Origin of the sequence: Pseudomonas sp. EA_5y_Pfl2_R50, assembly GCF_963970475.1 — a bacterium.
Classification (GTDB): domain Bacteria; phylum Pseudomonadota; class Gammaproteobacteria; order Pseudomonadales; family Pseudomonadaceae; genus Aquipseudomonas.
The window spans coordinates 278,552-300,135 of record NZ_CAXAPT010000004.1 but is presented as its reverse complement, the minus strand read 5'-3'; the positions used below and the strand labels follow the sequence as shown (position 1 = coordinate 300,135).

Annotated in this window: 18 protein-coding genes; 13 read left to right on the top strand and 5 right to left on the bottom strand. The window is 60.3% G+C overall.

Annotation, left to right across the window (positions count from 1 at the left end; all coding sequences use genetic code 11):
- Positions 1-15 precede the first annotated feature (15 nt).
- From algG to AACY19_RS09285, 9 genes are all read left to right on the top strand, one after another.
- On the top strand, positions 16-1,602 hold the full coding sequence (gene algG / locus AACY19_RS09325) for a mannuronan 5-epimerase AlgG (RefSeq protein ID WP_339449964.1): 1,587 nt from the start codon (positions 16-18) through the stop codon (positions 1,600-1,602).
- A gap of 10 nt (positions 1,603-1,612) precedes the next feature.
- Complete coding sequence (locus AACY19_RS09320; RefSeq protein ID WP_339449963.1) at positions 1,613-3,073, top strand: alginate O-acetyltransferase; 1,461 nt, start codon at positions 1,613-1,615, stop codon at positions 3,071-3,073.
- 8 nt (positions 3,074-3,081) lie between these two features.
- Positions 3,082-4,194: a mannuronate-specific alginate lyase gene (locus AACY19_RS09315; RefSeq protein WP_339449962.1), complete on the top strand. Its 1,113-nt coding sequence runs from the start codon at positions 3,082-3,084 to the stop codon at positions 4,192-4,194.
- A gap of 270 nt (positions 4,195-4,464) precedes the next feature.
- Positions 4,465-6,030: an MBOAT family O-acyltransferase gene (locus AACY19_RS09310; RefSeq protein WP_339449961.1), complete on the top strand. Its 1,566-nt coding sequence runs from the start codon at positions 4,465-4,467 to the stop codon at positions 6,028-6,030.
- 10 nt (positions 6,031-6,040) lie between these two features.
- Positions 6,041-7,216: an alginate O-acetyltransferase gene (locus AACY19_RS09305; protein ID WP_339449960.1), complete on the top strand. Its 1,176-nt coding sequence runs from the start codon at positions 6,041-6,043 to the stop codon at positions 7,214-7,216.
- Positions 7,217-7,230: 14 nt separating this feature from the next.
- Entirely contained in the window at positions 7,231-7,887 is a 657-nt protein-coding gene (locus tag AACY19_RS09300; RefSeq protein ID WP_339449959.1) for an alginate O-acetyltransferase AlgF, read from the top strand.
- Between the two features lie 102 nt (positions 7,888-7,989).
- Positions 7,990-9,441: a mannose-1-phosphate guanylyltransferase/mannose-6-phosphate isomerase gene (locus AACY19_RS09295; protein WP_339449958.1), complete on the top strand. Its 1,452-nt coding sequence runs from the start codon at positions 7,990-7,992 to the stop codon at positions 9,439-9,441.
- Positions 9,442-9,949: 508 nt separating this feature from the next.
- Positions 9,950-10,414 carry a multidrug transporter gene (locus tag AACY19_RS09290; RefSeq protein WP_339450049.1) on the top strand — a complete coding sequence of 155 codons (465 nt, stop codon included), beginning with the start codon at positions 9,950-9,952 and terminating at the stop codon, positions 10,412-10,414.
- A gap of 37 nt (positions 10,415-10,451) precedes the next feature.
- Positions 10,452-11,276, top strand: a complete 825-nt coding sequence (locus AACY19_RS09285; RefSeq protein WP_339449957.1) for an SDR family oxidoreductase — start codon at positions 10,452-10,454, stop codon at positions 11,274-11,276.
- A gap of 44 nt (positions 11,277-11,320) precedes the next feature.
- Here the strand turns inward: AACY19_RS09285 and AACY19_RS09280 are convergent, their stop codons facing one another.
- From AACY19_RS09280 to AACY19_RS09265, 4 genes are all read right to left on the bottom strand, one after another.
- The gene (locus AACY19_RS09280) at positions 11,321-12,187 is read right to left on the bottom strand and encodes an HlyD family secretion protein (protein WP_339449956.1); all 867 of its coding nucleotides are present in this window, start codon (positions 12,185-12,187) and stop codon (positions 11,321-11,323) included.
- A gap of 10 nt (positions 12,188-12,197) precedes the next feature.
- Positions 12,198-12,398 carry a DUF1656 domain-containing protein gene (locus AACY19_RS09275; RefSeq protein WP_007914106.1) on the bottom strand — a complete coding sequence of 67 codons (201 nt, stop codon included), beginning with the start codon at positions 12,396-12,398 and terminating at the stop codon, positions 12,198-12,200.
- Positions 12,388-14,580, bottom strand: a complete 2,193-nt coding sequence (locus tag AACY19_RS09270; protein WP_339449955.1) for an FUSC family protein — start codon at positions 14,578-14,580, stop codon at positions 12,388-12,390. The genes AACY19_RS09275 and AACY19_RS09270 overlap by 11 nt, the downstream gene beginning before the upstream one ends.
- Before the next feature lie 142 nt (positions 14,581-14,722).
- The gene (locus tag AACY19_RS09265) at positions 14,723-16,222 is read right to left on the bottom strand and encodes an efflux transporter outer membrane subunit (RefSeq protein ID WP_339449954.1); all 1,500 of its coding nucleotides are present in this window, start codon (positions 16,220-16,222) and stop codon (positions 14,723-14,725) included.
- A 276-nt stretch (positions 16,223-16,498) separates the two neighbouring features.
- Between AACY19_RS09265 and AACY19_RS09260 the strand changes: the two genes are divergently transcribed.
- The 4 genes from AACY19_RS09260 (at position 16,499) to AACY19_RS09245 (ending at position 20,547) form a co-directional block, all read left to right on the top strand.
- Complete coding sequence (locus tag AACY19_RS09260) at positions 16,499-17,467, top strand: LysR family transcriptional regulator (RefSeq protein ID WP_339449953.1); 969 nt, start codon at positions 16,499-16,501, stop codon at positions 17,465-17,467.
- 370 nt (positions 17,468-17,837) lie between these two features.
- A complete protein-coding gene (locus tag AACY19_RS09255) occupies positions 17,838-18,212 on the top strand; it encodes a DUF6124 family protein (protein WP_339449952.1) in 375 nt (124 codons plus the stop codon).
- A 706-nt stretch (positions 18,213-18,918) separates the two neighbouring features.
- Positions 18,919-19,893 carry a 2-hydroxyacid dehydrogenase gene (locus AACY19_RS09250; RefSeq protein ID WP_339449951.1) on the top strand — a complete coding sequence of 325 codons (975 nt, stop codon included), beginning with the start codon at positions 18,919-18,921 and terminating at the stop codon, positions 19,891-19,893.
- Between the two features lie 144 nt (positions 19,894-20,037).
- Positions 20,038-20,547, top strand: coding sequence for a DUF2165 family protein (locus AACY19_RS09245; RefSeq protein WP_339449950.1), 510 nt, complete (start codon positions 20,038-20,040; stop codon positions 20,545-20,547).
- A gap of 19 nt (positions 20,548-20,566) precedes the next feature.
- Here the strand turns inward: AACY19_RS09245 and AACY19_RS09240 are convergent, their stop codons facing one another.
- The gene (locus AACY19_RS09240) at positions 20,567-21,469 is read right to left on the bottom strand and encodes a DMT family transporter (RefSeq protein ID WP_339449949.1); all 903 of its coding nucleotides are present in this window, start codon (positions 21,467-21,469) and stop codon (positions 20,567-20,569) included.
- Positions 21,470-21,584 lie beyond the last annotated feature (115 nt).

Below are 21,584 nucleotides of genomic sequence, written 5' to 3'. Positions count from 1 at the left end.
AAGGGAGTGCCCGACATGCACCATGCAAGGAAAGGCTCGCTCAGCCTGTTGGCCGGCGCCATGCTGCTGGCCTCCGCTGGCGCCTTCGCCACCGTGGAACCGGCTGTGCCTCAACAGGGCAAACCGGTGGCCACCGCCAAAGAGCTGCAACAGGCCAAGACCTACACCGTCAGCAGCGCGCCGACCGAGGCGCTGGAACTGGCCAAGCCGAAATTGCCTGACCTGTCCGGCTTCACCGCCGAGGCCGCTGCGGCGAAGATCGTCCGCAGCAAACCGGGCAAGATCAGCGTGCGCCGGATGATGCAGGAAGACGCGCTGAAGGACTTCATCGGCGGCGACAACAAGATGGCCGAATGGGTGGTGCGTCAGCACGGCATCCCGCAGGCGATCTTCGTCGACGACGGCTACATGAACCTCAAGGATCTGGCGAAGAAACTGCCCAAGCAGTACTTCAGCGAGACCTCGCCGGGCGTTTACCTGGCGAAGCTGCCGATTGTGGTTGGCCGTAAAGGCATCCTCGAAATCGACGGCCAGACCCAGGAATTGCGCCTGTCGCAAGAGGCCGGCTCGTTCCTCGTCAACGACGGTCAGCTGTTCGTGCGTGACACCAGAATCACTGGCTGGCGCGAGAAGGAAAACGGCCCGGCAACCTTCCGTTCGCCGAAGGAATTCCGTCCATTCCTGCTCGCCTGGGGTGGCACCGAGACCTACATCGTCAACAGCAAAATGGCCAGTTTCGGCTACGCCAACAGCAAGTCCTACGGCGTGAGTATTTCCCAGTACACGCCGAACATGGCCAAGGTGCTCAAACGTCCTGAACCGACCGGCTGGATCGTCGGCTCCGAGTTCTCCGACATGTGGTACGGCTTCTACTGCTACGAGACCCGCGACTTCGTGGTCAAGGGCAACACCTACAAAGACAACATCGTCTACGGCATCGACCCGCACGACCGTTCCCACGGCCTGATCATTGCCGAGAACACCGTCCACGGCACGAAGAAGAAGCACGGGATCATTATTTCCCGTGAGGTCAACGACAGCTTCATCTTCAACAACAAAAGCTACGACAACAAACTCTCGGGCCTGGTGATCGACCGCAACAGCGTCAACAACATCATTGCCTACAACGAGATCTACAAGAACCACACCGACGGCATCACCCTCTACGAGTCCGCCGACAACCTGCTGTGGGGCAACAGGGTCATCAGCAACAAGCGCCACGGCATCCGCATTCGTAACAGCGTGAACATCCGCCTCTACGAAAACGTCGCCATGGCCAACGGTTTGACCGGCGTGTACGGCCACATCAAGGACCTCACCGACACCGACCGTGACATCAAGCTCGACCCGTTCGATGCACAGGTGTCGCTGATTGTCGTCGGCGGTGAACTGGCGGCCAACGGCAGCGGCCCGCTGTCCATCGACTCGCCTTTGAGCGTCGAGCTGTATCGCGTGTCGATGCTGGCGCCGACCAAATCCAGCGGCATCAGCTTCAACGGCATCCTTGGCGAGCGCCAGGATGAAATTCTCGACCTGCTGGTGCGCCAGCAGAAAGCCGTGCTGATCGACCCTGTCGAACGCCAGACCGAAATGCAGGACTGAGGATAATTTTATGCACCCACACTTGATCAGATTACTCAGCCTGTCGGCCCTGACCGTGGGCATTCTCGCGGCCAGCAACGGCGCCCGCGCCGACGAAGGCGCCGCTGTAACGCCACCGAAGTTCAGCGCCGAGCCGTGCTGCAACCTGTGCCCGGCGGCCCATGACGCGAAGAACTACACCACGCGCTATCAACAGAACTTCACCACCCTGGTGCAGGCGCAGGGCGACTGGTTGTTCCGGACTCAGGAAGATTTGCGCACCGAGTTCAACACCACCCCGGCCGGCTACAAACGCCTGCAACAGCTGCACGATGCGTTCAAGGCCAAAGGCGTCGAACTGGTGATCGTCTACCAGCCGACCCGTGGCCTGGTGAACCGCAACAAGCTCAACCCGCAGGAAAAAGCCGCGTTCGACTACGAGAAAGCGCTGGGCAACTACAAGACCATGCTCGGCCGTTTCGCCAAGATGGGTTACGTGGTGCCGGATCTGTCGCCGCTGACCAACGAATCGTTGCCGGACACCCTGCCCGCCCACGATTTCTACTTCCGTGGCGACCAGCACTGGACGCCATACGGCGCACAGCGCACGGCGAAGATCGTAGCCGAGAAGGTCAAGCAGATCCCGGCCTTCGCCGACATTCCCAAGCGTGAATTCGAGACCAAGCGCTCCGGGCGCATGGGCAAGACCGGCACCCTGCACAACATGGCCGGGCAACTGTGCGGCACCAGTTATGCGATTCAGTACATGGATCAGTTCACCACCGAACCGAAAGGCGAAGCGGGCGATGGCGATCTGTTCGGCGATTCCGGCAATCCGCAAATCACCCTCGTCGGTACTTCGCATAGCGGCAAGAACTACAACTTCGCCGGCTTCCTCGAAGAAGCCATCGGCGCCGACATCCTCAACGTCGCGTTCCCCGGCGGTGGTCTGGAAGGTTCGATGTTGCAGTACCTCGGTAGCGACGAGTTTCAGAAAACTCCGCCGAAGATTCTCATCTGGGAATTCTCGCCGCTCTACCGCCTCGATCAGGAAACCATCTATCGCCAGATGATGGCCCTGCTCGACAACGGCTGCGAAGGCAAAGACGCGCAAATGTCCGCGAGCACCACGCTCAAGCCGGGCAGCAAGCAAGAACTGCTGGTCAACAGCAAGAACCTGAACCTGCAGAACCGCAACCATCAGGTCGACATCCGCTTCGCCGACACCTCGGTGAAAACCCTGCAAGCCACCCTCTGGTACATGAACGGGCGCCACGAGGACATCAAGATCGAGAAACCGGAAACCTCCGAAACCGACGGTCGTTTCGCCTTTGAGTTGCGCACGGACGAAGACTGGGCCTCGCAAAACCTGCTGGCGGTCGAGGTCCAGGGCCCGGAAGCGGGCACCGCGCCACAGAAAGTCGAAGCGAAAATCTGCAAACGCAACGTATTCCCGGGCACTGGGCAACAAACCGCTCAGGTCGGGCAATGAGGTCTGCTATGCGAAATCCGAAATTGAAATCTTTATTGGCTCCGACGCTGCTCGGGCTGGCGATCTTCGCCGGCACCGCGCAGGCCGCCGCACCACTGCGTCCGCCCCAAGGCTATTTTGCGCCTGTGGAAAAATTCAAGACCGGTGACAAAAGCGAAGGCTGCGATGCAACGCCGACGCCGTATACCGGGCCGCTGCAATTTCGCAGCAAATACGAAGGTTCGGACAAAGCCCGCGCGACGCTGAACGTCAAGTCGGAAAAAGCCTTTCGCGACACCACCAAGGACATCACCACGCTGGAGCGCGGCACCGCCAAACGGGTGATGCAGTTCATGCGCGACGGTCGCCCGGAACAGCTCGACTGCACGTTGAACTGGCTGACCGCCTGGGCCAAGGCCGATGCGTTGATGTCGAAAGACTTCAACCACACCGGCAAGTCGATGCGCAAATGGGCGCTGGGCAGCATGGCCTCTTCGTACATTCGCCTGAAATTCTCCGACTCGCATCCGCTGGCCCAGCATCAGCAGCAAGCGCAGTTGATCGAAGCCTGGTTCAGCAAAATGGCGGATCAGGTCGTCAGCGACTGGGACAACCTGCCGCTGGAGAAAACCAACAACCACTCCTACTGGGCCGCCTGGTCGGTGATGGCGACGTCGGTCGCAACCAACCGTCGCGACCTGTTTGACTGGGCAGTGAAGGAATACAAGGTTGGCGTCAACCAGGTCGATGCCGACGGCTTCCTGCCGAACGAACTCAAGCGTCAGCAACGCGCCCTCGCCTATCACAACTACGCCCTGCCGCCGCTGGCGATGATCGCCAGTTTCGCCCAGGTCAACGGTGTCGATCTGCGTCAGGAAAACAACAGCGCGCTGAAGCGTCTGGGTGAGCGGGTGCTGTCGGGCGTGAAAGACCCGGATGAATTCGAGAAGAAGAACGGCAAAGAGCAGGACATGACCGACCTCAAAAAGGACATGAAATTCGCCTGGCTCGAACCGTTCTGCACGCTCTACACCTGTGCGCCGGATGTCATCGAGAAGAAGCACGGCATGCAGCCGTTCAAGACCTTTCGCCTGGGTGGCGACCTGACCAAGGTCTACGACCCGTCCCATGAAAAGGGCTAAAAGCCCCTCACCCTGACCCTCTCCCCGAGGGAGAGGGAACTGACCGAGGGGGCTGTGCGAGTTACGCCGAAATGAAATACCGGGTCGATCTCCATTTCTGAAAACCATGGAGATCAGGCTCCCTCTCCCTCCGGGAGAGGGCGGGGGGTGAGGGAAGATTTCAAGGTCCTGCACAACCCTGACAGAAACACCGTTTCACCCCTCCACTACACGGGGGGGTTTGGGGGGGCTTTGGCCCTTGACTGTTGGTTCAAACATGGAGAGATCGGGATGGTATTTTCATCCAACGTGTTCCTGTTTCTGTTCTTGCCGATCTTTCTCGGCTTGTACTACTTGAGCGGGCAACGCTATCGCAACCTACTGCTGCTGATCGCCAGCTACGTGTTCTACGCCTGGTGGCGTGTGGACTTCCTCGCGCTGTTCGCCGCCGTCACACTGTGGAACTACTGGATCGGCCTCAAAGTCGGTGCCGCCGGTGTGCGAACCAAACCGGCGCAGCGCTGGCTGTTGCTCGGTGTCGCAGTCGACCTGTGCATCCTCGGCTACTTCAAGTACGCCAACTTCGGCGTCGACAGCATCAACGCGATGATGACCTCGGTCGGACTTGAGCCGTTCATCCTCACCCACGTGCTGCTGCCGATTGGTATCTCGTTCTACATCTTCGAGTCGATCAGCTACATCATCGACGTGTATCGCGGCGACACCCCGGCCACGCGCAACCTGATCGACTTCGCCGCGTTCGTGGCGATCTTCCCGCACCTGATTGCCGGCCCGGTTTTGCGTTTCCGCGACCTCGCCGATCAGTTCAACAATCGCACGCACACCCTCGATAAATTCTCCGAGGGCTGCACGCGGTTCATGCAGGGTTTCATCAAGAAGGTCTTCATCGCCGACACCCTCGCCGTGGTGGCCGACCATTGCTTCGCCCTGCAAAACCCGACCACGGGTGACGCCTGGCTCGGCGCGCTCGCCTACACCGCGCAGCTGTATTTCGACTTCTCCGGTTACAGCGACATGGCCATCGGTCTGGGCTTGATGATGGGCTTCCGTTTCATGGAAAACTTCAAGCAGCCGTACATCAGCCAGTCGATCACCGAGTTCTGGCGCCGCTGGCACATCAGCCTGTCGACCTGGCTGCGTGACTATCTGTACATCACTCTCGGCGGTAACCGTAAAGGCACGCTGATGACCTATCGCAACCTGTTCCTGACCATGCTCCTGGGGGGGCTGTGGCACGGCGCGAACATCACGTACATCGTCTGGGGTGCCTGGCACGGCATGTGGCTGGCGATTGAAAAAGCGCTGGGCCTGAACACCTCGCCGCGCAGCCTCAACCCGATCCGCTGGGCGCTGACCTTCCTGCTGGTGGTCATGGGCTGGGTGATCTTCCGCGCTGAGAACCTGCACGTTGCCGGACGCATGTACGGCGCAATGTTCAGCTTCGGCGACTGGTCGCTTTCGGAACTCAACCAGGCCAGCCTCACTGGTCTGCAAGTCGCGACACTCGTTGTTGCCTACGTGACGCTGGCGTTCTTCGGCCTGCGTGATCTGTACACCAACCAGCCGCCGGCCAAGAGCAAACCTGAAGTCAACGTCGAGGCCAACGGCCCTGCGACGGCGACCCCGGGCATGATCAAAGCCGCCCCCGGCGAAAACCCGGCGAGCATCCACGAGCCTGGCTACACCGTTGGCGTCGACGCCCAGGTGCAACCGGCCTACTGGAGCGCGGACTGGTCCCGCTACGTGATGCGCGGCCTGATCCTGCTGCTGTTCATCGCCTCGATTCTCAAACTCTCGGCGCAAAGCTTCTCGCCGTTCCTTTACTTCCAGTTCTGAGGGATCTGACATGACCCGCTCATTACGCATCTTCTACATCGCCCTGTTTCTGCTGACGTTGTTGGTCCTCGGTCTGTGGTCGGTTCGCAGCTTCTTCGGCTTCAGCACCAATGCCGATGCGACGGTGCTCAATGGCCGCTGGACCAAAGCGGTGGAAACTCACTACGACGATGAATTTCCGATCAAGCGCCTGGGCACCAACCTCTGGGCCGCGCTGGATTTCAAACTGTTCAACGAAGGTCGTCCGGGTGTGGTGCTCGGTCGCGATCAGTGGCTGTACAGCGATGAGGAATTCAACCCGATCGTCAACGAAGAGCTGAACCTGCAAGGCAACTACGCACTGGTCGAAGGCGTGCGCCAGACCCTGAAAGACAAAGGCGTGAAACTGGTGATGGCCATCGTGCCGGCCAAGGTTCGTCTGTACCCGGAGCATCTGGGTGAAGTGAAACCGGCGAGCATTCACGAAAACCTTTATCAGGATTTCCATCATCGCGTGGCGGCCGACAAGATCCTCGCCCCTGACCTGCTCAAGCCACTGCAACAGGCCAAGCAGAGCGGTCAGCAAGTGTTCCTGCGCACCGACACCCACTGGACGCCGGAAGGCGCCGAGATTGCGGCGAATACGCTGGCGAAAACCATCGCCGACAAGTTCCCGCTCAGCGGCGAGCCGCAACGCTTCATCACCACCCCAGCCGAGAAGGTCACGCACAAGGGCGATCTACGCCTGTTCCTGCCGCTCGATCCACTGTTCGAAAACCTGATGCCGGCGCAAGAGCCGCTGCAAAAGCGCAACACCGTCGCGGCCGGCGAGCAGCCTGCCGGTGACGACGCGCTGTTCGCCAGCCATGAAGTGCCGGTGGCACTGGTCGGCACCAGCTACAGCGCCAACCCCAACTGGAACTTCGTCGGTGCGCTGAAACAAGCGCTGCACAGCGACGTGGTGAGCTACGCCGAAGACGGTCATGGCCCGATCCTGCCGATGCTCAGCTACCTGAAAAGCGATGACTTCAAGAACAGCCCGCCACAGGTGCTGATCTGGGAGTTTCCTGAACGTTATCTGCCTGTGAACAACGAAATCGGCGACGCCGACCCGCAGTGGGTCGCAGAGCTCAAACAAGCCGGTGCTCGCCAACAAAACGTAGCCATCAACACTCAATCCGAGACGCCCGATCGGGCGCAAAACTGAAAGAGAGGTACACCATGACTTTCACTACTACTCCTCGTCGTCTCGCTAAAAGCTTCGCACTGGTTGCTGGCCTCAGCGTGCTTTCCGTCCCTGCCTTCGCCGGTGGCGACGCCGCGCTGTACGGCCCGACCGCACCGAAAGGCTCGACCTTCGTGCGTGTCTACAACGCCAGCAACGCTGAAGTCAGCGCAACTGTCGGCAGCACCAACCTGAGCGACGTTGCGCCACTGGCCAGCAGCGACTTCAGCTTCATGCCCGGCGGTGATTACAGCGCCAAGGTCGGCAGCCAGACTCTGCCGGTCAAACTTGCCGGTGACCACTACTACACCCTGGTCAACAACGCCTCAGGTGCGCCGCAACTGATCGAAGAACCGCCGTTCAAGAACAAGCAGAAATCCCTGGTGCGCGTGCAGAACCTCAGCGACAAGCCGCTGGCCCTGAAGACTGCCGACGGCAAGACTGAAGTGGTCAAAACCGTGGCCGCCAAGGGCCGTGGCGAACGTGAAATCAACCCGGTGAAAGTCAGCCTGGCGCTGTTCGAAGGTGACAAGAAAGTCGGCGACGTGAAGCCGGTCGCCCTGGAGCGCGGTGAAGCTGCGGTGCTGTACGTCACCGGCAGCGGCAGCAGCCTGTCGCCAGTCTGGGTAAAACGCCCGGTATCGACTCGCTAATCGCTCGAGCTATCAGCTACAAGCCTCAAGCTGCAAGTGACGTGTTTCTAACTCGCCACTTGCCGCTTGCAGCTCTCAACTGCATTTTATGGAGTAAACAATATGATTCCGGTGATCTTGTCAGGTGGTAGCGGTTCACGTCTTTGGCCGCTTTCGCGCAAGCAGTTCCCTAAGCAATTCCTCGCCCTGACCGGCGAACACACCCTGTTCCAGCAAACCCTCGAACGCTTGGTGTTCGAAGGCATGGACACCCCGATCGTGGTCTGCAACAAGGATCACCGTTTCATCGTCAATGAGCAGTTGGCCAATCGCAATCTGGAATGCCAGCGCATCCTCATGGAACCGTTCGGCCGCAACACCGCGCCGGCGGTGGCGCTGACCGCGATGATGCTGGTCAATGAAGGTCGTGACGAACTGATGCTGGTGCTGCCAGCCGACCACGTTCTCGAAGACCAGAAAGCCCTGCAACGCGCCCTCGCCCTCGCCACCGTCGCGGCTGAAAACGGCGAAATGGTGTTGTTCGGCGTACCGGCGACCAAACCGGAAACCGGTTACGGCTACATCAAATCCACTGGCGATTCGCTGCTGCCCGAAGGCGTCAGCCGCGTCTCGCACTTCGTTGAAAAACCGGACGTCAAACGTGCCACCGAGTACGTTGAGTCCGGCGGTTACTACTGGAACAGCGGCATGTTCCTGTTCCGCGCCAGCCGCTTCCTCGAAGAGCTGAAAAAACACGACCCGGACATCTACGACACTTGCCTGCTGACCCTTGAACGCAGCGAGCAGGACAACGACACCGTGACCTTCGACGAAGCCACCTTCGCCTGCTGCCCGGACAACTCCATCGACTACTCCGTGATGGAAAAAACCCAGCGCGCCTGCGTCGTGCCACTGACCGCTGGCTGGAGCGATGTCGGCTGCTGGTCGTCGCTGTGGGAAGTCAACGAGAAAGACGCCAACGGCAACGTCAGCAAAGGCGATGTGGTCATCCAGGACAGCAAGAACTGCATGATCCACGGCAACGGCAAACTGGTGTCGGTGATCGGTCTGGAAAATATCGTGGTGGTCGAAACCAAAGACGCCATGATGATTGCGCACAAGGACTCGGTCCAGGGCGTCAAGCAGATGGTCAACACGCTCAACGAGCAGGGCCGCAGCGAAACCCAGAACCACTGCGAAGTCTACCGTCCGTGGGGTTCGTATGACTCGGTGGACATGGGCGGGCGTTTCCAGGTCAAGCACATCTCGGTGAAACCGGGCGCGTGCCTGTCGCTCCAGATGCACCACCACCGCGCCGAACACTGGATCGTGGTCAGCGGCACCGCCGAAGTGACCTGCGATGACAACGTGTTCCTGCTCTGCGAAAACCAGTCGACCTACATTCCGATTGCCTCGGTGCATCGCCTGCGCAACCCGGGCAAGATTCCGCTGGAAATCATCGAAGTGCAGTCGGGCTCGTACCTGGGTGAAGACGATATCGAACGCTTCGAAGATATCTACGGCCGCTCCACCCCGATCGAACGCGGCGTGTCGGTGAAAACCATCGCGCAGTGATCGATCTGCAGTAACAAGCCCCCCGTCCAGCCCGTTGCGTCCCCTATCCGCAGCGGGTTGGGCGGGGGCTTTTTTTCGTCTAGCCGAATCTCGCCCCCCGGCGCGGCCGCCCGAACTCATCCTCCGTGGCTTCCAGCTCACCGTGCGCCGGTGCCTGCCATCCGCCGCTACAGGCCTGGCGGCAAGCACTTTCGGGTCCTCGACAGGGCTGTTGAACGCCACTGACATCGGCCCCATGAGCCGGCTGGTGGTTTCTACCCCACCGCACGACAGACCAGACCGCGCGGGTCGACCACCGACAGTCTTGGCGTCTTGCTGTACATTCCCATGACATTGCCTCGCACCGCACCGACATCCTTTGTCTCTGGCATCACAGCAGCGAGGGGGCGAACACGCCTACTGTCGGAAACTACAGTTCCGACCAACGGTGCAATGCTTTGCCAGGCGAATGTCCATTCCCGCAAGCCTTGGGTAGGATGGTCAGCAGGCATTCATGGAGCGTTCAAACATGTTCATCGGCGTCTTGCTGGTTCTCACCTGGCTGATCCTGTTGTTGCGCTATCCGGCCAAGGCCCTGCCGGTGTCTCTCGCCGCCGCTGTAGGTCTGGGTCTGGTGGCGATGTGGGTGGTGTGGCTGGACAACCGCGAGGTCAAGCAATTGGCGCGCCTGGAATTGCGCATCACCTACGCGCCGGAGCAATGCCCGGCAGATCGCCCGTTGCAACTGAAAATGAACAACGGCAATAACGTGCCATTGACCGAGCTGCGTTGGCGCATTGCCGCGTATGCGCCGGGCGATACGGTCAATCTGGCCGACAATCAATACAGCGCGCCACGCTATCGCGGTCCCGGCGAATTGCAGGCCGGCGGCAACTGGGAAGACTGTTTGCCAATGCCGCCACTGCGTCCCGGTTATCGCCCGCAAACCCTCGAGTTTCGCGCCGAGCGCTTGCAGGGCAGTTTCTCCGACTGATCCTCTCCCCCTCCATTTTTTGCACAAGGAATGCGTCATGCCCGTTGCGTTGATTACCGGTTGCTCCAGCGGCATTGGCCGCGCCCTCGCCGATGCCTTCAAGGCTGCCGGGTACCAGGTCTGGGCCAGTGCGCGCAAGGCTGAAGATGTTGCGGCGCTGGCGAGTGCCGGATTTACTGCGGTGCAACTGGACGTCAATGACGGCGCCGCCCTGGAACAACTTGCCGAGCGCATCAACCAACAGCACGGCGGGCTCGATGTATTGATCAACAACGCCGGTTATGGCGCCATGGGCCCGCTGCTCGACGGCGGCGTGGCGGGCATGCAGCGCCAGTTCGAGACCAATGTGTTCTCGATTGTCGGCGTCACTCGCGCACTGTTCCCGGTGCTGCGCCGGGGTAAAGGTCTGGTGGTGAATATCGGCAGTGTGTCCGGCGTGCTGGTGACACCATTTGCCGGCGCTTATTGCGCATCAAAAGCGGCGGTGCATGCGCTCAGCGACGCGCTGCGCATGGAACTGGCACCGTTCGGCATCCGCGTAATGGAAGTGCAGCCCGGTGCCATCCAGTCGAGCTTCGCCAGGAACGCCGGGCACGAAGCCGAGCAGTTGATCAATGAACAATCGCCGTGGTTTGCGCTGCGTGAAGGTATTCGCGCTCGGGCCAAGGCTTCGCAGGACAAACCGACGCCAGCCATTGAATTTGCCGCTGAGCTGTTGAAGGCTGTGCAGCAGAGCAAACCGCCACGGTTGGTTCGTATTGGTAATGGCAGCCGTGCATTACCGTTATTGGCGGCACTGCTGCCCAAAGGTTTGCTGGAGTCGGCATTGATGAAGCGGTTCGGGTTGCGCGGGCAACTCTGACACCGAGTCGACCTCATCGCAGGCGAGCCTGGGTCTACCGACGATCAGTTATCCACAGCGCCCTGATTCACCACCACCGTGCAGGTAATCCCCGCCGCCAGCAGAACACCTTCCGGCACTTCATCAATATGAATGCGCACCGGCACCCGTTGCGCCAGCCGTACCCAGTTGAAGGTCGGGTTCACATCGGCAATCAGCTCGCGGCTTTGCGGGTTGTCGCGGTCGTAAATGCCGCGCGAGATGCTTTCCACATGGCCCTTCAAGACTTCGCCGCTCATCAGTTGCATGTCGGCCTTGTCGCCGACTTTCACGTGGGGCAGCTTGGTCTCTTCGAAGAAGCCGTAGACCCAGAACGAGTTCATGTCGACCACGGCCATTTTTGCCTCGCCGATGCGCGCATAGTCACCGCGATGCACGTTCAGGTTGGTCACGTAACCATCGACCGCCGCGCGCACTTCGGTGCGTTTGAGGTTGAGTTCGGCAGCTTCCAGTTGCGCCTGCGCGTGCTGGTAATCGGCCAGGGCAGCGTCGGCGATGTTGCTGGCGTCGTCGCGGTTTTCCTTGGAGATCACCAGGTTGTCGAGGTCGGCGCGGCGATGGGCGTTGACCTTGCGCATCTCCCAGGTCGACTTGCGCGAAGCGACCAGCGACTGCGCCTGCTTGACCGCGATGCGGTAGTGCTCAGGATCGATCTGCATCAGCAGATCGCCCTTCCTCACCAATTGGTTGTCACGCACTGGCACGTCGATCACTTCGCCGGTGACGTCAGCGGCGACATTGATGATGTCGGCGCGAACCCGGCCATCGCGGGTCCACGGCGTGTTCATGTAGTGCTCCCACAAGGTGCGGCCGATCCACAGCGCCAGGGCCAGCACCAGCAGGGTCGCGAGCAGGCTGAAAAACTTTTTCATCGGGACGTTCTCAACGGTAGACAGTCAGCGCCATGGCGCCGAACAGACAGGTAAACAGGCTCAGACGCAGCAGTGCCGGGTGCCAGAAAAAGCGATACAGATCGAAACCCGACAAGAACCGGTCCACCGCCCAGGCCAGCGCCGCAGCGATGAAAAACATCAGGGTCATGGTCGGCATGTACACGCCGTGGAAGGCGATTTCACGAGGCATGGGCAAGTCCTTCGGGCTTGGCAATGGCGTAGACGGCGAGCGGTGATTGCGGGTCGAGCAACGAGGTGCGGATGAAGTGCAGGTAGCTTTTCACCCGGCGCAACGCTGAAGTATCGAAGTGCGGCGCGAACGGCTCGTCGGTGGCGGCAACGCGACTGATCGCGTGATCGACCGCGACCAGTGCGCGTTCAAGATTGCTGGTGTTCGGCTGCAAGAACAGGCGCATCAGCGCGCGGCCCATCACGCGGATCGACTGGCGCCACGGCTGCGATTCGGCATAGGCCGGGTGCACCGGCAAAATCGCCTGTTCCTTGCGCAATTCGATGATCGCGTGGCCGACTTCCAACACCACGAACATCCAGCGCAGCAGGTTCTTTTGCACCTGTGGCTGGCCGGCAGCGAGGCCATAAGCCTGGTGCAGCAAATCGCGGGTGCGGCTTTCGAAACCAGAGGCCAGGCCTTTGAGTTTGCCGCTGATGGCGTAGACCACTTGCGCACGCAGATCCTGCTCCAGACGCTTCCACAACCAGCGACTGTTCGGCGGCAAAATGATTGCCCCCGCCGCCGCGCAGACCAGCATGCCCATGACCATGGCGATGTAGTCGTTGATGAAGGTGTAGGGGTTGTAGATCGTCAGGTTGTCCGGCACCGAACCGGTACTGAAGAAGATCAGCAAACCGAGGCCGACACCGGCGTATTGCGGGCGCGAGGTGAGGAACGAGCCGAGCACGATCACCGGGGCGAGCATCACGCACAGCAGCGCAAAACCGTCGATCCGCGGGAAAATGAAAAACATTTCGACGAAGCCGATCAGGGCACCGAGGAACGTGCCGCACGCCATCTGAAACGCCATGCGTTTCGGGTTTGGCGTGGCGGCAGACAGACCCACGGTAGCGGCGGCGATCAGGGTCATGGTCGCGCCGCTTGGCCAGGCCGTGGCGACCCAATAACTGCCCAGCACGATGAGGATGAACGAGGCGCGTATGCCTGACGCAGCGGCGGCCCACCAGTTGGTTTGCGGGATGAAGGGTTCGTCCCAGCGCTCGCGTTCGTGGCGGTGATCGGCCAGTGAGGCGTGAGTCTGTGCATAACCGTGCAGGTCATCGACGAAGCGATAGAGCAGTTCGTAAGCGGTGTGGAAATCCAGTTGCTCGGCATCGCTCGGTTCGCTCTCCTGGAAGATCGCGCGCAAGGCTCGCACCCGCGCCGGCAGGCCTTCCTTGTAGCTCGCCAGGGCTGTCGCCAAACGTGCAGCGTCAGGACTGGTGAGGGCACGACCGCTGAAGCCGTCGAGGACTTCGGCGAGATCCTGCAAACCGGGTTTGATCGCCGCAACAACGTGTTCTTCGCCATGGCCGCGCAAACGTTCAAGCAACTGATGCAAGGCATTGAAGCGCGTGGTAATGCCCATGAACTCGCTGTTCAAACGGCTCAATCGACCGTTGCGCCGACGCATGTGCGGGTCTTCGAACACGGTCACGCTGCGCAAGCCTTCAAGGCCCACCGCTTCGGCAATGAAACGGACGTTGCTGGCTTCGAAAGACTCGGCTTTGCTGCGCCCGCGCAGGCCATCGGTGACGAACAGCGCGAACACGCCAAAGCGCTGATACAAGGCATTGCGCATCGCGGCGCTGGCGGTTTGCGGCAGGATCGCGGCGCTGACCAGGGTCGAGCAGAGAATCCCCAGCGAGATCTCCAGCACCCGCCACACCGCCGCCATGAACGCGCCGTCCGGGTGCGCCAGCGCCGGCAACCCGACCATCGCGGCGGTGTAGCCGGCGAGGACGAAACCGTAAGCACGGAAGTTGCGACAACGTGCGGCACCGGCCGAGCAGATGCCGACCCAGATCGCCAGCGAGCCGAGAAACAGTTCAGTATTTTGCGCAAATAACGCGATCAACGTGACCATCATCGCCGAGCCGGCCAACGTGCCGAGGAAACGATAGAAACTCTTGGCGAACACCTGGCCGCTCTGCGGCTGCATAACGATGAACACGGTGATCATCGCCGTGCGCGGTTGCGGCAGTTCCAGACGCATGGCCAGCCACAGCGTGAGGAACGCGGCGAGCAGCACCTTGAAGATGTAGACCCAGGTCACGCCATCGCTGCGCGCCCAGTCGAAAAAACCCCGGCGCCATTCCAGGGAGTAGAGCCAGCGCAACGGTGCGGGCAAGGGAGTCATTCAGAGGTGCTCAATGAGATTCGGTCTGGTCGCAGAACCTGTGGGAGCGAGCCTGCTCGCGAAGGCGTTTTCATATTCAACGTTGATGTCGACTGATCAACCGTTTTCGCGAGCAGGCTCGCTCCCACATTGGGTTGTGTGTTCAACGCAGGAGTGCCGGGGTTTTCGGCGCTTGGGTTTTCTCGGCCGTCGGCACGTCGTTGCCGGCACCGAGGCCCCCGCCCAGCGCAGTCACCAGCTCGGCGTGCGCACTCAGGCGCGCCGCCTGCACCTGCTGCTGCACTTGCTGTTGCTTGAACAGCAACGTCTGCGCATTGAGCACGTTGAGGTAATCGGTGAGGCCGCGTTGATAGGCGATCATCGCGATGTCGTAGGTCCTCTGCGCCGTGGCCACCGACTCGGCGGCGAAGCCCTGCTGCTTGTCCATCGACTCGCGGCGGATCAACTGATCCGAGATGTTCTTCAGCGCATTGACCAGCGTCTGGTTGTAATGCGCCACGGCGATGTCATAACCGGCGGAGGCTTCACCCAGTTCCGAACGTAAGCGACCACCGTCGAAGATCGGCAGCGAGATCGCCGGGCCGACGTTGTAGTTGAGTTTCCTGCCGGTCAAAAACTCCAGTGCACCACCACCGGTAGCCATGTAGCCGAGGCTGCCGACCAGATCGACGTTGGGATAGAACCCGGCATGCGCGACATCAATCCCGCGCGCCTGTGCGGCAACTTGCCAGCGACTGGCGACCACATCCGGACGCTGACCGAGCAGTTCGGCAGGCAACGCCGACGGCAGTTTCAACGGCGCACCGAGGGACAACGTCGGACGCTGCAACCGCGCGCCCTCGCCCGGCCCTTTACCGGCGAGCGCCGCCAGTTGATTGCGACTGAGGGCGATTTCTTCGTCCAGTGCATCGAGCTGGCGATGGGTTTCCGGCAGCGGCGTCTCGGCCTGGCTAACTTCGAAGTGCGTGCCGATCCCACCGTTCAAACGCTTCTGCGCCAGATCGAGAATCTGCTGTTGCTGCCTGAGCGTCGCCGCGACGATGTCGCGCTGGGCGTAGTACAGCGACAATTCGATGTAGGCACGAACGATGTTGTTCTGCAATTCCAGCTGCGCCAATCGCGCTTCGGCTGCACTCATGTGCGCCAGATCCACCGCCCGTTCGCTGCTATTGCTTTCGCGGCCCCAGAGGTCGAGGGCATAGCTGAAACCGAGCGCGGCGTTGTTGTCCCAAGTGGTGCTGTTGGACAGATCGCCCGGGCCGTAGAACTGATCGGTCGGCCAGTTGTGGCGCTTGAGGGTCGACTCACCCTTGATCTGCAGCGACTCCGCCGCCTCGGCAACACCGGCCAGGGCTTTGGCCTGCCGCACCCGCGCAGCCGCCATGGCCATGCTCGGGCTGCCTTGCACGGCGAGGTCGATCCAGCGATTGAGTTGCGGGTCGCCATAGGCTTGCCACCATTGTGCGGTGGGCCAGTTGGCGTCACGGGCAGCGTCGGCAATGGCGTCATCGGTGGCCAGTGAATTGGCCTCCAACGCCTTGCCCTGCGGGGTAATTCCGTCCGTTGAGATGCAGCCGCCAAGACCCAGAGTAAAAGCCAGAACACTGAGCGGCAAAAGCGCTCTGTTGATGCGACGCGGCACAGCTGCGAATTCCTGAGAGAGGGGGAAGAACCGAGACCCTGCGGCAGCGGGCTTGCTCGCGAAAGCGTCCTGTCAGTCGACAGACACGTTGAAGGTAAAATCGCTTTCGCGAGCAAGCCCGCTCCCACAACGGCGCAATTCTATGGGCCGCCCTCAACGGCGATAAGCTGGGAATTCTGTGAATCTTTGTTACGGTTAACGAGATAATCCCTTGGTCGGGGGTCTCAGCCCCTGAAACTTCGTGTCACAATTTGCCATCTCCCTTGAGAGCACCCCATGGACACTTTGCAAAACATGCGCGCCTTCAGTTGTGTCGCCGAAGCTGGCAGCTTCACCGCCGCCGCCGTGCAACTCGACACCACCACCGCCAACGTCTCGCGCGCGGTCTCCAACCTGGAGGCCCACCTGCAAACCCGTTTGCTCAACCGCACCACGCGACGCATCGCCCTCACCGAGGCGGGCAAACGCTACCTGCTGCGCTGCGAGCAGATCCTCGCCTACGTCGAAGAAGCCGAAGCCGAAGCCAGCGACGCCCACGCGCGCCCGGCCGGACAACTGAAAGTGCACACCATGACCGGCATCGGTCAGCACTTCGTTATCGACGCCATCGCCCGCTACCGCAAGACCCACCCGGACGTGACCTTCGACCTGACCCTGGCCAACCGCGTACCGGACCTGCTCGACGAGGGCTACGACGTGTCCATCGTCCTCGCCAGTGAACTGCCGGACTCGGGCTTCGTCTCGCAACGCCTGGGCATCACCTACAGCATCGTCTGCGCCTCGCCGGCTTATGTGAAAGCCAACGGCGCCGCGCAAAAACCCAGCGACCTGCTCAACCACGCCTGCCTGCGTCTGGTCAGCCCCGTGATCCCGCTGGAGAAATGGGCCTTCGACGGCCCGGAAGGCCAGGAAGTGGTCACCATCAACAGCTCACCGTTTCTGGTCAACTCCGCCGACGCGATGAAAACCGCGATCACCAGCGGCATGGGCGTGGGCGTGTTGCCGGTGTATGCGGCGATTGAGGGTTTGCGCAACGGCACATTGGTGCGGGTGATGCCGAACTACCGCTCGCAAGAGCTGAACCTGTATGCGATCTACCCGTCGCGGCAATATCTGGATGCGAAGATCAAGACGTGGGTTGAGTACTTGCGTGGATCGTTGCCAGAGATTCTTGCGGCGCATCAAGCCGAATTGGCCGCCTATGAGTTAAGTGGCAGCCTCGCCGGCGCGCGCGTCGCCAACTGATTTTTAAACACGATGCATCTTCTGTAGGAGCTGCCGCAGGCTGCGATCTTTTGATCTTGATGTTTAATCGCAGCCTACGGCAGCTCCTACAGAACGTGGATTTCGCGGATCTTTCCGACAGGTTTTGACGGTTGTCCGTCGGAAGGGCGGTGGCTAGGATTTGGGTGTCGCTGACGCATCAGCGACCGGACTTGGTCGTCCGGGTTTAGAATGGCGCACTTTTTCAGCTTGCTTAATGGCGAACTGTGCGTGGGAGGGCTTTGGCCCTGCCGGGTTTCCATTCCCTGGTCGACCAACCCGCGTACAGTTCGCCACCCTTCTGCTTGGTCGCAGTGCTTGGCGAACTCCACATCCCGAATGGAGATTCACCATGTTCAAACCAACGCCTAATCCACCTGAACCCGACGACACCACCCCCTACGAATTCCCCGGCTCGAAGAAATTCCACGAAGCCGCCGACCGCGCCCTCGACCACTACCTCAAACCCAACGCCCTCACCCTGCGCTTCCACAAACCCAGCACCATGTTCCAGGTCGCCCCGGAACAGGACAGCGAAAGCCTGCTGGTCCACGCCTGCGAATCCCTGGCCCAGGCCAGCCTCATGACCAGCGACATCGCCGCCTACATCGACCTGCCGCAACGGCGGACGGTTCTGGCGATTCAGCAAATCATCATGCTCGCCGAACTGGCGGTGAATCGGGTGCTGGATAACGTAGAAATCACTCAACCCTCAACACACAGCTAACCCCCTGTGGGAGCGAGCCTGCTCGCGAAGGCGTCAGCGCATTCAGCATTGATGGCGCCTGACACACCGCTTTCGCGAGCAGGCTCGCTCCCACAGTTTGGATTGTGTGCAGCCTGCCAGACATTGGTCGGCTGTCAGGCCGCCATCGCGAGCAGGCTCACTCCTACATTGGGATCGCGTGCTGCCTGCCAGACCTTGGTCGGCTGTCAGGCCGCTATCGCTGGCAAGCCAGCTCTCACAGGGATTGAGTTCAACCATTTGATACCCGTATCGCGTCGCCTCTCACCACTCAATAGGCCGAGTGTCAGCTCGCCTGCTCTTGATCTTGATCCACGGGCGACATCGGAAGGCTGAGCGTAGGGATTGATCCGGGCGTGGGAGCGCAGCGACCGTTTGGCGCAGCCAAACACAGCGAGAGGAGGTGCAGCGAAGCAAACCGTAGGCACTGCGCCCGGATCGATCCCGGAGCGAAGGAACCCCGAGCCCCAGCGAGCGGGCCGCACGCAGGAGCAAGCGTTTTTGGTTACTTTTTCGGCGTCTGGAAAAAGTGACCCGCCGTAAGGGCGGAACCCTAAGCCGCCATCACCCAAAAAACGGATATACCCCCAAAACCACCCAAAGCCTGGTCGGTCCAAAGGCCGCCAAGACACCCCAAAACAAAAATGTTAGCTTGCTAGGTATCAAGCCCGAACAAGAGCCAAAAACGATGAAAAAGACTGTCCTGGCCTTCAGCCGCATCACCCCGCCCATGATCGAAAGCCTCCAGCAAGCATTCGACGTCATCGTCCCCAACCCAAAGGCCGGCGACATCAACGCCCAGTTCAACGAAGCCCTGCCCCACGCCCACGGTCTCATCGGCGTCGGTCGCAAACTCGGCCGCGCGCAACTGCAAACCGCCAGCAAACTCGAAGTGGTCTCGAGCGTCTCCGTCGGCTACGACAACTACGACCTCGACTACTTCAACGAGCGCGGAATCATGCTCACCAACACCCCGGACGTGCTCACCGAAAGCACCGCCGACCTCGCCTTCGCCCTGATCATGAGCAGCGCCCGCCGCGTCGCCGAACTCGACGCCTGGACCAAGGCCGGTCAATGGCAAGCCAGCGTCGGCGCCCCGCTGTTCGGCTGTGACGTGCACGGCAAAACCCTCGGCATCGTCGGCATGGGCAACATAGGCGCCGCCGTTGCCCGCCGTGGCCGCCTGGGTTTCAACATGCCGATTCTCTACAGCGGCAACAGCCGCAAGACCGGACTGGAACAGGAACTCGGCGCACAATTTCGCAGCCTTGATGAACTGCTGGCCGAAGCCGACTTCGTCTGCCTGGTGGTGCCCCTCAGCGACAAGACCCGACACCTGATCAGCCACCGTGAATTGGCCCTGATGAAACCCGGCGCCATCCTCGTCAACATCTCCCGTGGCCCGGTGGTCGACGAGCCCGCGTTGATTGAAGCCCTGCAAAACAACCGCATTCGCGGCGCCGGTCTGGACGTTTACGAAAAAGAACCGCTGGCCGAGTCGCCACTGTTCCAGCTGAAAAACACCGTAACCTTGCCGCACATCGGCTCGGCCACCCATGAAACCCGTGAAGCGATGGCCAACCGCGCACTCGCCAATCTGCGCAGTGCACTGCTGGGCGAGCGTCCGCAGGACCTGGTCAACCCACAGGTCTGGCGCAAATAAGATAACGGGCCAGTGCGCCGTCGCACTGGCCCGTCAATCTTTAATCACACAATTTGAAATCGAACTTCAGACATAGTCAAAAGCCGATTCTATAAGCTTCTCCAAATATCAAATTAATAATAAACCGCTTTGGAGAGCAAACCTGTGAACAGCCTGACCACCGACAAACTCATCCGCTACAGCAAAGTCATATTAATGGCTTACATTAGTTTCTTTGGCCTGCTGGTGATGATTCACAACTTCACGGACTATGAATCAAACTACACTTATGTCGCCCATATATTGAGCATGGACACCACTATCGCCAGTGAAAACATTATGTATCGGGCGATTGATTCACCCATGATCCACCATCGAATCTACTGGTTCATTATCACGCTGGAAGTCACGTATACGCTGCTGTGTCTGATCGGCACCTACCAGTTGTATCGCAACATCAACGCCTCTGCAGAAGTATTCCATGAAGCCAAGAAGTTCTCGATCATGGGCATACTGGTGGCCATATTCATTTATTACGTTTGTCTGCAAACCGTGGGTGTCGAATGGTTTGACATGGACACATCGCAAGCATGGAATGCCAAGGACTGGGCACGACATATTGTTGATTTCATATTTCCGGTGATGATCTACATCACCTTGAAAGTAGAGCGCTGAACTTCAGCGCTCACTTATTTCAAGCCAACTTCCCCTGCACGGGCGCCACTCGCGTTTTCGACTTACGAAACACCAGCACGTTACCCAGCATCACCAATACCAGCCCGACCAGCGCCGGTGCTGTCCATTGATAGCCTTCGGCGAACGCTGAAACGTTCAGCGCGACAACCGGAAACAATACGGTGCAATACGCCGCGCGCTCCGGCCCCATGCGCCCGACCAGTGTCAGGTAGGCGGTGAAGCCGATGACCGAACCCGGAATCACCAGATACAGCAGAGCGCCGACGTAACGCGGACTCCAGTCCATGTCGAAGGGAATGCCCTTGACCAGACACCACACCGACAACATCGCCGCGCCGTAAGCCATGCCCCAGGCGTTGGTGGTCAGCGGCTTGAGCCCGGCTTTCTGTTGCAGGCTCGACAACATGTTGCCCGCCGAGAAACACAAGGTGCCGCACAACGCGAGGCCAAGCCCCAGCAAGGTCTGTGGACTGGCCTGATGCCCGATCAGCTCCGGCCAGAACAACATGCCCAGCCCGAACAGCCCCAGCGCCCCGCCCATCAGAACGTTGCGGGCGATGCGTTGACCGAAGAACACTCGCGCATTCAGCGCGTTCCACAGCGTCGCCGTGGAAAACACCACCGCAACCAGACCGCTGGGAATCCACTGGCTGGCGGTCAGGAAGCACATGAAGTTGATGCAAAACAGGCACAACCCCTGTGCCACGCAGATCAAATGCCCACGGCGATTCATCGGTTGCAGGCGACGGCTGAGCAGCAGCAACGCAAATAGCACCAGCGCGGCGAGACCGAAGCGATAGACAATCGACACCGCAATTGCCACCACGCCCAGTTGCCATTTCAGGGCAATCCAGGTGGTGCCCCAGATCAGCACGGTCAGCAGATACAACGACAGGTTCATGGCACACACTCCTCGATAGGCCTTGAGTGTCTGCCTGGGACTGGCTCGTGCGCTTGCAGATTCTTGCGCTTTTGTCTGGCGGCAGGCTGGCAGCGTCGTGTCTACGGAGTAGGAT

Excerpts from the sequence above, each read along its gene's own strand:
- AACY19_RS09285 (WP_339449957.1), top strand. The coding sequence starts at position 10,452 with ATGCCCGTTGCGTTGATTACCGGTTGCTCCAGCGGCATTGGCCGCGCC.
- AACY19_RS09315 (WP_339449962.1), top strand. The coding sequence starts at position 3,082 with ATGCGAAATCCGAAATTGAAATCTTTATTGGCTCCGACGCTGCTCGGG.
- AACY19_RS09280 (WP_339449956.1), bottom strand. The coding sequence starts at position 12,187 with ATGAAAAAGTTTTTCAGCCTGCTCGCGACCCTGCTGGTGCTGGCCCTG.
- AACY19_RS09260 (WP_339449953.1), top strand. The coding sequence starts at position 16,499 with ATGGACACTTTGCAAAACATGCGCGCCTTCAGTTGTGTCGCCGAAGCT.
- AACY19_RS09300 (WP_339449959.1), top strand. The coding sequence starts at position 7,231 with ATGACTTTCACTACTACTCCTCGTCGTCTCGCTAAAAGCTTCGCACTG.
- AACY19_RS09275 (WP_007914106.1), bottom strand. The coding sequence starts at position 12,398 with ATGCCTCGTGAAATCGCCTTCCACGGCGTGTACATGCCGACCATGACC.
- AACY19_RS09240 (WP_339449949.1), bottom strand. The coding sequence starts at position 21,469 with ATGAACCTGTCGTTGTATCTGCTGACCGTGCTGATCTGGGGCACCACC.
- AACY19_RS09305 (WP_339449960.1), top strand. The coding sequence starts at position 6,041 with ATGACCCGCTCATTACGCATCTTCTACATCGCCCTGTTTCTGCTGACG.
- algG (WP_339449964.1), top strand. The coding sequence starts at position 16 with ATGCACCATGCAAGGAAAGGCTCGCTCAGCCTGTTGGCCGGCGCCATG.
- AACY19_RS09290 (WP_339450049.1), top strand. The coding sequence starts at position 9,950 with ATGTTCATCGGCGTCTTGCTGGTTCTCACCTGGCTGATCCTGTTGTTG.
- AACY19_RS09310 (WP_339449961.1), top strand. The coding sequence starts at position 4,465 with ATGGTATTTTCATCCAACGTGTTCCTGTTTCTGTTCTTGCCGATCTTT.
- AACY19_RS09270 (WP_339449955.1), bottom strand. The coding sequence starts at position 14,580 with ATGACTCCCTTGCCCGCACCGTTGCGCTGGCTCTACTCCCTGGAATGG.
- AACY19_RS09295 (WP_339449958.1), top strand. The coding sequence starts at position 7,990 with ATGATTCCGGTGATCTTGTCAGGTGGTAGCGGTTCACGTCTTTGGCCG.
- AACY19_RS09320 (WP_339449963.1), top strand. The coding sequence starts at position 1,613 with ATGCACCCACACTTGATCAGATTACTCAGCCTGTCGGCCCTGACCGTG.
- AACY19_RS09250 (WP_339449951.1), top strand. The coding sequence starts at position 18,919 with ATGAAAAAGACTGTCCTGGCCTTCAGCCGCATCACCCCGCCCATGATC.
- AACY19_RS09255 (WP_339449952.1), top strand. The coding sequence starts at position 17,838 with ATGTTCAAACCAACGCCTAATCCACCTGAACCCGACGACACCACCCCC.